Annotated in this window: 15 protein-coding genes; 13 read left to right on the plus strand and 2 right to left on the minus strand. The window is 72.3% G+C overall.

All coding sequences use genetic code 11. The annotated features are described in order from the left end of the window. Positions 1–72 precede the first annotated feature (72 nt). The 9 genes from glmS (at position 73) to tsaD (ending at position 8,880) form a co-directional block, all read left to right on the plus strand. A complete protein-coding gene (gene glmS / locus ACSQ11_RS09450; RefSeq protein WP_436004878.1) occupies positions 73–1,932 on the plus strand; it encodes a glutamine--fructose-6-phosphate transaminase (isomerizing) in 1,860 nt (619 codons plus the stop codon). Between the two features lie 30 nt (positions 1,933–1,962). Beyond that, positions 1,963–2,313, plus strand: a complete 351-nt coding sequence (locus ACSQ11_RS09455) for a holo-ACP synthase (RefSeq protein WP_436004879.1) — start codon at positions 1,963–1,965, stop codon at positions 2,311–2,313. A 6-nt stretch (positions 2,314–2,319) separates the two neighbouring features. Then, the gene (locus ACSQ11_RS09460; protein ID WP_436004880.1) at positions 2,320–3,810 is read left to right on the plus strand and encodes a bifunctional ADP-dependent NAD(P)H-hydrate dehydratase/NAD(P)H-hydrate epimerase; all 1,491 of its coding nucleotides are present in this window, start codon (positions 2,320–2,322) and stop codon (positions 3,808–3,810) included. A gap of 92 nt (positions 3,811–3,902) precedes the next feature. After that, on the plus strand, positions 3,903–5,078 hold the full coding sequence (alr, locus tag ACSQ11_RS09465) for an alanine racemase (RefSeq protein ID WP_436004881.1): 1,176 nt from the start codon (positions 3,903–3,905) through the stop codon (positions 5,076–5,078). Further along, entirely contained in the window at positions 5,078–6,274 is a 1,197-nt protein-coding gene (locus tag ACSQ11_RS09470) for an alpha/beta fold hydrolase (RefSeq protein ID WP_436004882.1), read from the plus strand. Before alr ends, ACSQ11_RS09470 begins: the two co-directional genes overlap by 1 nt. Next, the gene (tsaE, locus tag ACSQ11_RS09475) at positions 6,271–6,726 is read left to right on the plus strand and encodes a tRNA (adenosine(37)-N6)-threonylcarbamoyltransferase complex ATPase subunit type 1 TsaE (RefSeq protein WP_436004883.1); all 456 of its coding nucleotides are present in this window, start codon (positions 6,271–6,273) and stop codon (positions 6,724–6,726) included. Before ACSQ11_RS09470 ends, tsaE begins: the two co-directional genes overlap by 4 nt. After that, positions 6,720–7,376 carry a tRNA (adenosine(37)-N6)-threonylcarbamoyltransferase complex dimerization subunit type 1 TsaB gene (gene tsaB, locus ACSQ11_RS09480; RefSeq protein WP_436004884.1) on the plus strand — a complete coding sequence of 219 codons (657 nt, stop codon included), beginning with the start codon at positions 6,720–6,722 and terminating at the stop codon, positions 7,374–7,376. The genes tsaE and tsaB overlap by 7 nt, the downstream gene beginning before the upstream one ends. Further along, positions 7,373–7,837, plus strand: a complete 465-nt coding sequence (rimI, locus tag ACSQ11_RS09485) for a ribosomal protein S18-alanine N-acetyltransferase (RefSeq protein ID WP_436004885.1) — start codon at positions 7,373–7,375, stop codon at positions 7,835–7,837. Before tsaB ends, rimI begins: the two co-directional genes overlap by 4 nt. Then, complete coding sequence (gene tsaD / locus ACSQ11_RS09490; RefSeq protein ID WP_436004886.1) at positions 7,834–8,880, plus strand: tRNA (adenosine(37)-N6)-threonylcarbamoyltransferase complex transferase subunit TsaD; 1,047 nt, start codon at positions 7,834–7,836, stop codon at positions 8,878–8,880. Before rimI ends, tsaD begins: the two co-directional genes overlap by 4 nt. Positions 8,881–9,046: 166 nt before the next feature. Here the strand turns inward: tsaD and ACSQ11_RS09495 are convergent, their stop codons facing one another. Both ACSQ11_RS09495 and ACSQ11_RS09500 read right to left on the minus strand, forming a co-directional pair. Then, positions 9,047–9,286, minus strand: a complete 240-nt coding sequence (locus ACSQ11_RS09495; RefSeq protein WP_436004887.1) for a hypothetical protein — start codon at positions 9,284–9,286, stop codon at positions 9,047–9,049. Positions 9,287–9,375: 89 nt separating this feature from the next. Then, positions 9,376–9,852, minus strand: coding sequence for a DUF6326 family protein (locus ACSQ11_RS09500; RefSeq protein ID WP_436004888.1), 477 nt, complete (start codon positions 9,850–9,852; stop codon positions 9,376–9,378). Positions 9,853–10,012: 160 nt separating this feature from the next. Between ACSQ11_RS09500 and ACSQ11_RS09505 the strand changes: the two genes are divergently transcribed. The 4 genes from ACSQ11_RS09505 to ACSQ11_RS09520 are packed head-to-tail and all read left to right on the plus strand — an operon-like array spanning position 10,013 to position 12,730. Beyond that, positions 10,013–11,173, plus strand: a complete 1,161-nt coding sequence (locus ACSQ11_RS09505) for a sensor histidine kinase (RefSeq protein WP_436004889.1) — start codon at positions 10,013–10,015, stop codon at positions 11,171–11,173. Then, the gene (locus ACSQ11_RS09510) at positions 11,170–11,829 is read left to right on the plus strand and encodes a response regulator (RefSeq protein ID WP_436004890.1); all 660 of its coding nucleotides are present in this window, start codon (positions 11,170–11,172) and stop codon (positions 11,827–11,829) included. The genes ACSQ11_RS09505 and ACSQ11_RS09510 overlap by 4 nt, the downstream gene beginning before the upstream one ends. A 38-nt stretch (positions 11,830–11,867) precedes the next feature. After that, positions 11,868–12,317, plus strand: coding sequence for a hypothetical protein (locus ACSQ11_RS09515; protein ID WP_436004891.1), 450 nt, complete (start codon positions 11,868–11,870; stop codon positions 12,315–12,317). Then, positions 12,314–12,730: an NUDIX domain-containing protein gene (locus ACSQ11_RS09520; protein WP_436004892.1), complete on the plus strand. Its 417-nt coding sequence runs from the start codon at positions 12,314–12,316 to the stop codon at positions 12,728–12,730. The genes ACSQ11_RS09515 and ACSQ11_RS09520 overlap by 4 nt, the downstream gene beginning before the upstream one ends. The last annotated feature ends 39 nt before the right edge of the window (positions 12,731–12,769 follow it).

Here is a 12,769-nt window from a genome sequence, read left to right on the forward strand (position 1 = left end):
GCAGACACGCGGGCCATTGTGGCTCACGGCGAGCGTTCGAGGGTGGGGGAGCGAGCCATTACGCTTGCGGCCATGTGTGGAATCGTGGGATATGTCGGCAGGGCCATGGACGAGCGCGCCGAGAGCGTCGTCATGGAAGGTCTCGCCCGTCTCGAGTACCGCGGCTACGACTCGGCGGGCATCGCCCTCGTCACCGACGACGGTGTCGCCTCCGAGAAGCGCGCCGGCAAGCTCGAGAACCTGCGCGGCGCCCTCGAGGCCCGCCCGCTCGCCGCTGGCCGCACCGCCATCGGGCACACCCGCTGGGCGACCCACGGTGGCCCGACCGACGGCAACGCCCACCCGCACCGTGGTGGCGACGAGGACAAGCTCGCCCTCATCCACAACGGCATCATCGAGAACTTCCACTCGCTCAAGAAGGAGCTCCTCGCCGAGGGCGTGAGCTTCGACAGCGAGACCGACACCGAGGTCGCCGCCAAGCTCGTCGGGCGCGCGTTCGACCAGACCGGTGACCTCACCACGGCGATGCAGCAGGTCGTGGGCCGGCTCGAGGGCGCGTTCACGCTCCTCGCCGTCCACGCCGACCAGCCCGGCGTCGTCGTCGGCGCCCGCCGCAACAGCCCGCTCGTCGTCGGCCTCGGTGAGGGCGAGAACTTCCTCGGCTCCGACGTCGCCGCGTTCATCGGCTACACCCGCCACGCGCTCGAGCTCGGCCAGGACCAGATCGTCACGATCACCCCCGAGGGTCACGAGGTCATCAACTTCGACGGCTCGCCGGCCGAGGGCAAGGCCTACGAGGTCACCTGGGACGCCGCGGCCGCGGAGAAGGGTGGCTACGACACGTTCATGGAGAAGGAGATCTTCGACCAGCCGCACGCGGTCGGTGACACCCTCCTCGGTCGCACCGACGAGGACGGCCACCTCGTCCTCGACGAGCTGCGGATCAGCGAGGAGCAGCTCAAGAACGTCGACCGCATCACCGTCGTCGCCTGCGGCACCGCCGCCTACGCCGGCATGGTCGCCAAGTACGCCATCGAGCACTGGACCCGCATCCCCGTCGAGGTCTCGCTCGCCCATGAGTTCCGCTACAGCGACCCGATCGTCAACGAGCGCTCGCTCGTCGTCTCCATCAGCCAGTCCGGCGAGACGATGGACACCCTCATGGCCGTCAAGCACGCCCGCGAGCTCGGCGCCCTGACGATCTCGGTGTGCAACACGCACGGCTCGACCATCCCGCGCGAGTCCGACGCCGTCCTCTACACCCACGCCGGCCCCGAGATCGCGGTGGCCTCGACCAAGGCGTTCCTCGCCCAGATCACCGCCTGCTACGTGCTCGGCCTCTATCTCGCCCAGCTGCGTGGCGGCACCTTCGCCGACGACGCCCAGGCCGTGATGAAGGAGCTGCACGAGGTCCCCGCCAAGATCGAGGAGCTGCTCGGCACGATGGACCGGGTCCAGGAGATCGCCCGCTTCATGGCCGACACCCGCTCGGTGCTGTTCCTCGGCCGCAACGTCGGCTTCCCCATCGCCATGGAGGGTGCGCTCAAGCTCAAGGAGCTCGCCTACATCCACGCCGAGGGCTTCGCCGCCGGCGAGCTCAAGCACGGGCCGATCGCGCTCATCGACGCCGGCCAGCCGGTCTTCATCGTCGTGCCCGGACCGGACACCCCGCACGAGCTGCACAAGAAGGTCGTCTCCAACATCCAGGAGATCCGCGCCCGTGGCGCCCGCACCATCGTCATCGCGCAGGAGGGGGACGAGGACGTCGTGCCGTTCGCGGACGAGGTCATCCGTGTGCCGCGCACCTCGCCGCTGCTCCAGCCGCTGCTCACCGTCGTGCCGCTGCAGATGTTCGCCCTGCACCTCTCGACCGCCAAGGGCCTCGACGTCGACCAGCCTCGCAACCTGGCGAAGTCGGTCACGGTCGAGTGACCCGGTGCCGGTGACCAGCGGGACCCAGCGATGATCGTCGGCACCGGGATCGACGTCGTCGACATCCCGCGCTTCGCCGAGACCCTCGAGCGCACGCCGGGGCTGCGGACGCGCCTGTTCACCGAGGCCGAGCGTGACCTGCCCATGCGCTCGCTGGCGGCCCGGTTCGCCGCCAAGGAGGCGCTGGCCAAGGCCCTCGGTGCACCGGTCGGGCTGGCCTGGACCGACGTCACCGTCGAGCGCGGTGACGACGGCCGGCCGCACATCGTCATGCAGGGCACCGTGCAGGCCCGCGCCGACGAGCTCGGGGTGCGGCACATGCACGTGTCGCTGTCGCACGACGCCGGGATCGCCTCGGCCGTCGTCATCGCAGAGAGCTGAGACACCGTGATCGAGGCGTGGAGCCCCCAGGACGTGTATGCCGCCGAGGCGGCCCTCGAGGAGGAGCTCGCCTCCGGTGAGCTCATGGCGCGAGCCGTGGAGGGCCTCGCCGAGGTCGTCGCGGCGCGAGTGACGCAGCTCGACGCCGAGACGGTCATCGCTCTCGTCGGCCCCGGCAACAACGGGGCAGACGCCCTGTATGCCGTGGCGCACCTCGCGGAGGCCGGTGTCAGCTGCGCTGCGGCGCACGACCCGAGCCGGGTCCACGAGGGTGCCCTCGAGGCGGCCCGGGTTGCCGGGGTCGTGCTCGTCACCGGCGCCGAGGCCCTCGAGGACGTCGCGGAGGCCGACATCGTCCTCGACGGCATCGCCGGGCTCGGCGGACGGCCTGGACTGCCCGACGCCGCCGCCGCCTGGGTGGCCGCCATCTCCGACGACGCCCACGTCATCGCCGTCGACCTCCCCTCGGGGCAGGCCGCCGACGGCAGCGGGTTCGACCCCGACGGCGTGCTCGCCGACGAGACGGTGACCTTCTCGGTGGCCAAGCCCGTGCACCTCCTGCCGCCCACGGAGCAGGCTTGCGGGTCGCTCACGGTCGTCGACATCGGGCTGACATTCGACACCGCGCCCTCGGTCGTACGGCTGGGCTTCGACGACGTCGCCGACCTCTGGCCGGTGCCCGGACCCGACGACGACAAGTACTCGCGAGGCGTCCTCGGTGTCGTCGCCGGCGGAGAGCAGTACTCCGGCGCCGCCGTCCTGGCCGTCACGGCCGCGGTGGAGGCCGGGGCCGGCATGGTCCGCTACGTCGGGACGCCGACGCCCGAGGGCCTCGTCCGGGCTGCCGTGCCCGAGGCGGTCCACGGCGAGGGCCGCGTCCAGGCCTGGGTCGTGGGACCCGGGCTCGACGTCACGTCGACGCGTCGCGAGTCGGCGACCCAGCTCGGCGTGGCGCGCCGGGCCCTCTCGGGCGAGGAGCCGGTGCTCGTCGACGCGGGCGGCCTCGACCTCGTCGACGACGCCGTCATCGACGCGCGCCGCGACCGCCCCACGCTCCTCACCCCGCACGCGGGCGAGCTCGCGACGATGCTCACCCGGCTCGGCTCCGGGCCGCGCGCACGCTCGCGCACCCAGGTCGAGCGGGCCGCGGTCGAGGCCGAGCCGCTGCGCCATGCGCGAGCCCTCGCCGACCGGACCGGGATGACCGTGCTCCTCAAGGGCTCGACGACCCTCGTCGTGCCCGCGGACCCCGCCGAACCCGTGCGCTCGCAGGCGGACGCGCCGGCCTGGCTCGGCACCGCCGGCGCCGGGGACGTCCTCGCGGGGCTCGTGGGCACCCTCTTGGCCGCAGGGCTCGCTCCTGCCGACGCCGGCGCCCTTGGCGCCCTCGTCCACGGGGTGGCCGCGGACCGGGCCAGCGGCGGGGGTCCGCTGCGGGCACTCAACGTGGCACACGGCATACCGGGCGCTGTGGCGCACCTGCTCACCCGCCACTGAGGGGCGCCCACCTCTGCAGCGTCTGCGGATTCGGCGGCTAGAGCGACCTCTTCCGCAGACGCAGGCGGTCCCCACCTAGACTTGACCGCCTCATGACTTCGCCAGCCGCCCCCGTCTCCACCGTGCCGCCCGAGGGCGCAACGGCGTGGGTGACGATCGACCTCGACGCGATCTCCGACAACGTGCGTGAGCTCGCCCGCCGCTCGCCGGGTGCCGAGGTGATGGCCGTCGTCAAGGCCGACGCCTACGGTCACGGACTCGTCCACAGCGCCAGGGCCGCCGTCGCGGGCGGCGCCACCTGGCTCGGCGTCGCCCAGCTCGCCGAGGCGCTGCAGCTGCGCGCCGCCGGTGTCACGACGAGGGCGCTGACCTGGCTCTATGCCCCCGGCGCCGACTTCGGTGCGGCCATCGACGCCGACCTCGACCTCTCCGTCGCCGCGCCCTGGGCTCTGGACGCCGTCGCCGCGGCGGCCCGCGAGCGCGGACGCACCGCGCGCATCCATGTCAAGGTCGACACCGGGCTCGCCCGCAACGGTGCCCTCGGGCAGGGATGGACCGACCTCATCGCGGCGCTCGGCCCCGTCGTCGCCGAGGGCGCGGTCGAGGTCATCGGTGTCTGGTCGCACTTCGCCCTCGCCGACGCCCCCCAGCACCCCACGGTCCTCGCCCAGCGGGAACGCTTCGTCGAGGCCGCCGAGGAGCTGGAGCGGGCCGGCATCCGACCGCAGGTCCGTCACCTCGCGAACTCGGCGGCCGCGCTCACCAATCCCGACGCGCACTTCGACCTCGTCCGCCCGGGCCTCGCGGTCTACGGGCTCTCGCCGGTGCCCGACCTCGGTGCCCCCGAGGACTTCGGGCTGCGCGAGGCCATGCGTGTCACGGCCCGCCTCGCGCTCGTCAAGCACGCACCGGCCGGGCAGGGCGTCAGCTACGGCCACATCTACACGACGACGCAGGACACGGTCCTCGGGCTCGTGCCGCTCGGCTACGCCGACGGGATCCCGCGCCACGCCGGGTCGCTCGGACCGGTCCAGGTCGACGGGCGACGGTTCACGGTGGCCGGGCGCGTCTGCATGGACCAGTTCGTCCTCGACCTCGGACCCTCGTATGCCGGCGGTGCCGGTGACGAGGTCGTCATCCTCGGGCGCGGGGCCGACGGCGAGCCCACCGCTCAGGACTGGGCGACGGCGATCGGCACGATCAACTACGAGATCGTCACGAGGATGAGCAGCCGGCTGCCGCGGGTGCTCGTCGGGGGAGATGCGTGATGGCCGGTATCGGCAAGGCCATCGGCCTCGGTGCGGCTGCGGCTGCCGCGGCCGGTGCCGCTGCGGCGGGTCTCGCCGCTGACCGGGCCGCCGCCGAGAGGCGCCGGCTCAACAGCCTCGACCCCGCCGACGGCTTCACCCACGTCGCCGACGAGGAGCTCAAGGTCATCGCGACCGACGGGCTCAACCTCCACGTCGAGATCGACAGCCCGCGCGACCTCGACCCCGAGCTGCCGACGATCGTCCTGTCGCACGGTTTCTGCCTCAGCCTGCGCAGCTGGGTGCTGCAGCGGCGGGCGTTCGTCGAGGCCGGCTACCGCGTGGTCCTCTGGGACCAGCGCAGCCACGGCGAGTCCGAGATCTCCGACCTCGAGCACTGCACCATCGACCAGCTGGCCCACGACCTGCGTGCCGTCATCGACGCCACGTGCCCGGAGGGCCCGATCGCGCTCGTCGGCCACTCCATGGGCGGCATGACGACGATGGCCTTCGCCCGCCACAGCCCCGAGCTCGTCCGCGACCGGGTCATGGCGGTGGCGTTCATCTCGACCGCAGCCGGTGGCGAGGGCCTCACCGACCTCGGCATGGGTCCGCTCGTCGGGCGCGCCATCGGACAGGTCGGCCCTCGGCTGCTCTCCCGGCTCGCGCCCCACCAGCGCTGGCTCGCGCCGGTGCGCCGCTTCGGCCGCAACGTCGAGGGCTCGATCGTCGACCGCTTCTCCTACGACTCGCCGGTGAGCGAGGGGCTGATCCGCTTCACGTCCGACCTCATCCTCGCCACCCGGTTCGAGGTCATGGCCGCCTTCATCCCGGCGATCCAGAGCCACGACGAGCTCGAGACCCTGCACGCCCTCGTCGACAAGGAGGTCCTCGTCGTCAACGGCGAGGGCGACCTGCTCACGCCCCCGGCGCACAGCGACAAGATCGTCGACCGGCTGCCCGGCTCCGAGCACGTCGTCGTCCGCGATGCCGGTCACCTCATCATGCTGGAGCACCCCGAGGTGGTCACCGGGCAGATCCTGTCGCTGCTCCACCGGGCCGAGCTCGCGGCGGCCGCGGCGATCCCCGTCGCCGAGAAGCCACGCGTGCGGCGGGTCCTCGTCGACATCGCCAAGGGGCGGCGGGTCACCAAGGCCCGGTCCGGCGCCGGCGCTCCGGGGTCCGGATCGCGATCGCCCAGCAGGGCCACGTCGTGACGCCGAGGGTGCTCGCCACCGCCGACGACACGCGCGCCTTCGGCGAGGAGCTGGCCCGTGGTCTGCGCGCCGGTGACCTCGTCATCCTCACCGGCGGTCTGGGGGCCGGCAAGACCACGCTGACCCAGGGGCTGGCCGAAGGTCTGGGCGTACGCGGCCCGATCACCTCGCCGACGTTCGTCATCGCCCGCGTGCACCCCTCGCTCGTCGAGGGCCCCGCGCTCGTCCACGTCGACGCCTACCGCCTCGGCGGGTTCGCCGAGCTCGACGACCTCGACCTCGACGCCGACATCGAGGCCAGCGTCACCATCGTCGAGTGGGGTCACGGGCTCGCCGAGGACCTCTCCGACGACCGCCTCGAGGTCGTCCTCGACGCCGACCCCGAGACCGAGCGACGCACCGTCGTCGTCACCGGTCACGGTGACCGCTGGAAGGATGGTGTGCCGTGCTGATCCTGGCCATCGACACCTCGACCTCCGCCATCACGGTGGCGCTCCACGACGCGACCTCGGTCCTGGCGGTGGAGTCGCACCTCGACCCGCGCGCCCACACCGAGTGGGTCGCCCCGCTCATCGCCTCGTGCCTGGCCAAGGCGTCGGTCACGCCGGACGACCTCACGGCCGTCGCGGTGGGCAACGGCCCGGGGCCGTTCACCGGTCTGCGTGTCGGCATCGTCACCGGGCTGACCATGGGGCACGCGCTCGAGGTGCCGGTGCTCGGCATCGGCAGCCTCGACGTCCTCGCCGAGCAGTCCGCCGGTCTCACCGAGGGCGAACTGCTCGTCGCGTCCGACGCCCGGCGCAAGGAGGTCTACTGGGCGCGGTATGCCGTCCGTCCCGGTCGCGTCGAAGCCCTCACCGAGCCCGCGGTGGACCGGCCCGCCGACCTGCCCGACGACGTGCGCGCGCTGCCGACGGCGGGACGTGGTCCGGCGCTCTATCCCGAGCTCTTCCCCCATCCTCTGCCGGTGCTCGACGTCGACGCGGCCGTGCTCGCCCGGATCGCCGTCGAACGCACGCTCGCAGGGGTTCCGATGCCCGTGGAGCCGCTCTACCTGCGGCGCCCCGACGCACTCACGACCGCTGAGCGGGCCGCGCGATGACGACGGCCCGCGATCTGGTCTGGACCGACATCCCCGACCTCGTGCGCCTCGAGACCGAGGCCTTCCCCGACGACGCGTGGAGCGAGGGGTCCTGGTGGGGCGAGCTGGCCGGACGGCCTCGCCGTGACTACCTGGCCGTGGAGCGCGAAGGTGAGCTCGCGGCATACGGAGGCATCGACCACGGCGGACAGGTTGCCGACCTCATGACGATCGCCGTGGCACCCGGACACCGGGGGAGTGGCATCGGTGGGGAGCTGCTCACCGAGCTCGAGACGCGCGCGGCGACCGGTGGTGCCGAGGCGCTCATGCTCGAGGTGCGGGCCGACAACGAGCCGGCGCGCACGCTCTACGTCCGACGCGGCTACGACGTGCTCACGGTGCGTCGCGGCTACTACCAGCCCGGCAACGTCGACGCGCTCGTGATGCGGAAGATGTTGGGAGAGAAGGGAATTCAGGCATGAGTGCAGAGCAGCCACTGGTCCTCGGGATCGAGACCTCGTGCGACGAGACCGGTGTCGGCATCGTCCGCGGCGAGACCCTCCTCGTCGACGCGGTCGCGAGCAGCGTCGACGACCACGCACGTTTTGGCGGTGTCGTGCCCGAGGTGGCCAGCCGCGCGCACCTCGAGGAGATGGTGCCGACGATCGAGCGCGCCTGCCGCGAGGCGGGTGTCCGGCTGCGGGACCTCGACGCGGTCTCGGTGACGTCCGGACCGGGCCTCGCCGGGTCGCTCATGGTCGGCGTCGCCTCGGCCAAGGCTCTCGCGCTCTCGCTCGGCGTGCCGCTCTACGGCGTGAACCACCTCGCCTCGCACGTCGCGGTCGACATCGTCGAGCACGGTCCGCTGCCCGAGCCGACGATGGCCCTGCTCGTGTCCGGTGGGCACTCGTCCCTGCTCCTCGTCCCCGACGTCACGAGCGACATCCGCAGCCTCGGGTCGACGATCGACGACGCCGCTGGTGAGGCGTTCGACAAGGTGGCGCGGGTGCTCGGCCTGCCGTTCCCGGGCGGTCCCTACATCGACCGGGCGGCGCGCGAGGGCGACGTCGTCATCGACTTCCCCCGCGGCCTCACGACGGGGCGTGACATGGAGCGCCACCGCTTCGACTTCTCGTTCTCGGGGCTCAAGACCGCGGTGTCACGGTGGGTCCAGGCGCGCGAGGCCGCCGGCGAGCCGGTGCCCGTCAACGACGTCGCCGCGTCCTTCCAGGAGGCCGTCGTCGACGTGCTCACCCGCAAGGCCGTCCTCGCCTGTCGCGAGCAGGGTGCCCAACACCTCCAGATCGGTGGTGGCGTGGCGGCGAACTCGCGCCTGCGAGCCATGGCGCAGTCGAGGTGCGACGACGCCGGGATCGAGCTGCGGGTGCCGCGACCGGGGCTGTGCACCGACAACGGCGCGATGGTCGCCGCGCTCGGTGCGCAGATGGTGCTCAAGGGGCGCGACGCCTCGCGGCTCGACCTGCCCGCCGACTCGTCGATGCCCGTCACCCAGATCTCCGCCTGACCCTGGGCCTGGCCATCGACGTGCCAGTGCGGGCTGGACCCGACAGTCGGCCAGGGTGGGGCCCGCTCACATGTCTGCTGGCCCCAACGCGTCGCGGGCCGTCGATGAGTCATCCGTCATCGGCGGCCCGCGACCACGTCTGGGGGCGTTCCCGGTGCCCCAGGGTCTAGCGGACGCTGGTCCAGTGGAACGCGTAGACGGTTCCGTAGCCCAGGTCGCGCTTGTAGCACGACCTGGTGATCTTGGTCCACGAGCTGACGTACGTGCGCTGCTTGTCGAGGCACTGGCTGTAGGTGCCGTCGACGATGTAGATGTTGTCGCCGGCGGCCTGGGCCGGGCTCGCGAACGCCAGCGCGGACATGCCGAGAACTGCTGCGGTGGCGGCCGTTCCGAGGATGCGGTTCATGGGAGATCCTTCTGTGGTGCGGGTCGGTGGATGCCCGTCATCGTGTGCAGGTGCGCTGCGGAACCACTGCGATTCCACTGCGCATCCGCTCAGACCCGTTGTGCCGTCTGGAAGGCGGCCCGGTCCGGGCTGGCCGGCGCCGTCGCAGCGCGAGGCCAGGTCACGGCATACCTCACGATGAGCGCGAGCAGGGCGAGCTCGAGGACGACGCCGAGACCGTAGAACCACAGGTAGGACCCGCCCGCGATGTTGAACACCGTGGCAGGGACGTAGACCGCGGCGACGACGAGGTTCGTCATGCGGTTCGCCCTCGCGGGGAGCGTCATCGACAGCACGATCATGAAGATCGGGATCGAGACGAGCGTCAGGGCCGACGCCGAGAACGCCTGGGAGAGTTCGAACTCGAACACCTTGTTGTCGAGGATGTCCGTGATCGTGCCGGGAGTGTAGAAGCCGAGGATGTCGACGTAGGCGTAGAGGAATATGAAGCTCGTCCACGCTGCCGCGAGCTTGGCCTTCACCGGCATCGGTCGGTCGTCGAGGGTGGTGGGTCGGGGTGCGCTCATCGTGGGGCTCCTTGGGCCGTGAGGGTGGGTGCATCCACGGTGGCCGCGCCCGTGTGGTCGGCGCCTCGGGCTTGGGGCCGGGTTCGGGCGCCGAAGGCATGGTTCGCCTCTCGTCCTTTCGGTGGAGACGCCGTGGCAGGCCGGTCCCTAGGCTGAGCCCGTGGTCATCGCCCGGCGCTCCGTCCGGCCCGAGCGCTCCTTCTGGCAGGAGCCCCGGCCGCCCGGCGCCGCGCCCCTCGGACGACTCGACCGGTGGGGGGTGGGCGTGTTCGCGCTGGCCGCCCTGGTCGAGGGCGCCGCCCGGCCGGATCTGGCGTGGCGGTCGGTGGTGACGGTGCTCGCCCTGGTGCTGGTGCCCGCCCTGCTGTGGCGACGGGCCCGTCCGCTCGGCGCGGTGCTGGTCGGGTGGGGCGTCGTCGGGCTGCTCTCCGTCGCCCAGCTGGCCACGGGCGTCCGCGACGTCGGGCTCGTCTCGATGACGGTCGTCCTGCTCCTGCTCTTCTCCCTCGTGCGCTGGGGTTCGGGCCGGGAGGTCGTCCTGGGAGCGGCGTTCGTCATGGCCGTCGTCGTGCTGGGGATGGTTGTCGGTGCCGCTGGCTGGGCCGACGTCTTCGGCGGCACCGTCCTCCTGATGCTCGTGGTCGCCCTCGCGGCGGTGTTCCGCTACCGGGCGGACCTCGTGCGCCGCCAGCTGTCCGAGATCCGCAACGAGGAGCGGGTGGCGCTCGCGCGAGAGCTGCACGACACCGTGGCGCACCACGTCTCGGCGATCGCGGTGCAGGCGCAGGCGGGTCGGGTGGTCGCCGGCACGCAGCCGGAGAAGGCGGTCGACGTGCTGGCCGCGATCGAGTCCGAGGCGTCGCGAACGCTGGCCGAGATGCGGTCCATGGTGCGGGTCCTGCGCGAGGAGGACTCCGTGGACTACGCGCCACAGCCGGGCGTCGCTGACCTGCCCGCCTTGGCGCGGCCCGATGCGACGCCCACCGTCGAGGTTTCGCTCGACGGATCCCTGCGCGGACTGGCGCGCCCAGTGGACGCCGCGCTCTACCGGCTCGCACAGGAGTCGGTCACCAATGCCGTCCGTCACGCCCGGGGCGCGACCTGCGTCGCGATCGTCGTATGCCGTGAGAGCGACGCCGTGCGCCTCCGGGTCACCGACGACGGGGAGACCGAGCCTCGGCTCGCCGCTCCTGAGCCCGGGTTCGGCCTGCTGGGCATGGCCGAGCGCGCCCAGCTCCTCGGTGGGTCGCTCACTGCAGGGCCGGGTCCCGGGGGTGGCTGGGTGGTCGAGGCCACGCTGCCGATGGGGACCGGCTCATGAGCGTCCGGGTCGTCGTGGCCGACGACCAGGACCTCGTCCGGACCGGGCTGGTGATGATCCTCGGCGCGCAGCCCGACATCGAGGTCGTCGGGGAGGCGGCGGACGGGCTGGCTGCTCTGGAGGTGGCGCACAGGTTGCGTCCCGACGTCCTGCTCGTCGACATCCGGATGCCCGGGCTCGACGGCGTGGAGGTGACGCGGCGACTGGCCGGTCCGGATGCGAGCGAGCCGATGGCCGTCGTCGTCATCACGACCTTCGACCTCGACGAGTACGTCCTCGGCGCGCTGCGTGCCGGAGCCCGCGGTTTCCTGCTCAAGGACGCCGGGCCGGAGCTGCTCGTGCAAGCCATCCACGCAGCGGCGTGCGGGGATGCGCTCATCGCGCCCAACGTCACCCGCCGGCTGCTCGCGACCTTCGCCGACCAGTCACCTGAGCGGCCGGTCCAGCCCGTCGAGCCGATCACCGAGCGCGAGGAGGAGGTTCTCGCGCTGGTCGCCCGGGGCAGGACCAATGCCGAGATCGCCGCCGAGCTCTACGTCGGGCTGAGCACGGTCAAGACTCATGTCGCGTCGCTGATGACCAAGCTCGGTGCCCGCAACCGCGTCGAGATCGCGATGTGGGCCCACAACACCCGACGGGTCCGGGCCGGTGAGTAGCCGCGCCGGGGAGGCCCTGCGCCTGCGATGATCGGTCGATGTGCCCGGAGAGCGAGCCCGGTGACGCGGCGGCCGTCCGCCGACGACAGGCCCGCGAGAACGCCGAGTACCACGAAGCGGCTGCGGCACGGGTCGCGGAGGCCGAGGCGCTCAGGACCGCGGCGATGGTGACGACGTTCGCCGACGAGATGCGCGCGGCGGGTGTCGAACCCACTCGCCTGAGGGCGCGCCCCTACAGCGGCAGCGGGAGCCTGCGCACCGACGTCGTCGGCTGGTACGTGCGCCGGGACCGCAGCGCCGCCGTCGGTACGGACGGCCGGTGGTACGTCCTCGTCGTCGCGCCGAGCCTGCGTGGACGGCTGACGGGCGTACACCTCGAACCCACCGTCGCACCGCTCCAGGTCGGGGCCGGGGGCCGTGACGGCGACTCCATCGCCTTGGACGTCCTGCTCAGGCTGCGCCTCGATGCCGGGCACGACTTCCCGTGATCTCCGTGGTGGTGGGTGCGCTGGTTCGCGGGCCATCGGTCCTGCTTGCGTATCGGAACAGCAGCAAGCGGGCCTACCCGTCGGTGTGGGAGCTGCCTGGTGGAGTGGCGGAGACCGGCGAGTCGGAGATCGACAGCCTGACCCGGGAGCTGCGCGAGGAGCTGGGGGTGGACATCGCGGCTGACTCGGTGAGTCACCTGTGCCGTGTCACTGTTGAGCCCGAGGGCGGGGCGGCAGTCATCAGCGCCTGGCTGGTCCGCGACTGGCAGGGCACGCCCACCAACATGGCCCCAGAGGAGCACGATGCCATCCGGTGGTTCGCCATCGACGACCTGCCGCCGCCCGTCCATGTCCCCGTGCGTGCAGCCCTGCTGGATGCCATGAAGGGCAACCGTGGGTGGCTTGAGCCCTAGGTTGGCCCGATGAGGCTCCGGGACGGTCGGTCAACCTCG

Origin of the sequence: Knoellia sp. LjRoot47 (genome assembly GCF_964253435.1) — a bacterium.
Taxonomy (GTDB): Bacteria; Actinomycetota; Actinomycetes; order Actinomycetales; family Dermatophilaceae; genus Knoellia.

What these genes read in the sequence shown, in the direction of transcription:
- ACSQ11_RS09495 (WP_436004887.1), bottom strand. Translation starts at nt 9,286, where the DNA reads ATGAACCGCATCCTCGGAACGGCCGCCACCGCAGCAGTTCTCGGCATG.
- ACSQ11_RS09470 (WP_436004882.1), top strand. Translation starts at nt 5,078, where the DNA reads ATGGCCGGTATCGGCAAGGCCATCGGCCTCGGTGCGGCTGCGGCTGCC.
- tsaD (WP_436004886.1), top strand. Translation starts at nt 7,834, where the DNA reads ATGAGTGCAGAGCAGCCACTGGTCCTCGGGATCGAGACCTCGTGCGAC.
- ACSQ11_RS09500 (WP_436004888.1), bottom strand. Translation starts at nt 9,852, where the DNA reads ATGAGCGCACCCCGACCCACCACCCTCGACGACCGACCGATGCCGGTG.
- glmS (WP_436004878.1), top strand. Translation starts at nt 73, where the DNA reads ATGTGTGGAATCGTGGGATATGTCGGCAGGGCCATGGACGAGCGCGCC.
- ACSQ11_RS09515 (WP_436004891.1), top strand. Translation starts at nt 11,868, where the DNA reads ATGTGCCCGGAGAGCGAGCCCGGTGACGCGGCGGCCGTCCGCCGACGA.
- ACSQ11_RS09510 (WP_436004890.1), top strand. Translation starts at nt 11,170, where the DNA reads ATGAGCGTCCGGGTCGTCGTGGCCGACGACCAGGACCTCGTCCGGACC.
- alr (WP_436004881.1), top strand. Translation starts at nt 3,903, where the DNA reads ATGACTTCGCCAGCCGCCCCCGTCTCCACCGTGCCGCCCGAGGGCGCA.
- rimI (WP_436004885.1), top strand. Translation starts at nt 7,373, where the DNA reads ATGACGACGGCCCGCGATCTGGTCTGGACCGACATCCCCGACCTCGTG.
- ACSQ11_RS09455 (WP_436004879.1), top strand. Translation starts at nt 1,963, where the DNA reads ATGATCGTCGGCACCGGGATCGACGTCGTCGACATCCCGCGCTTCGCC.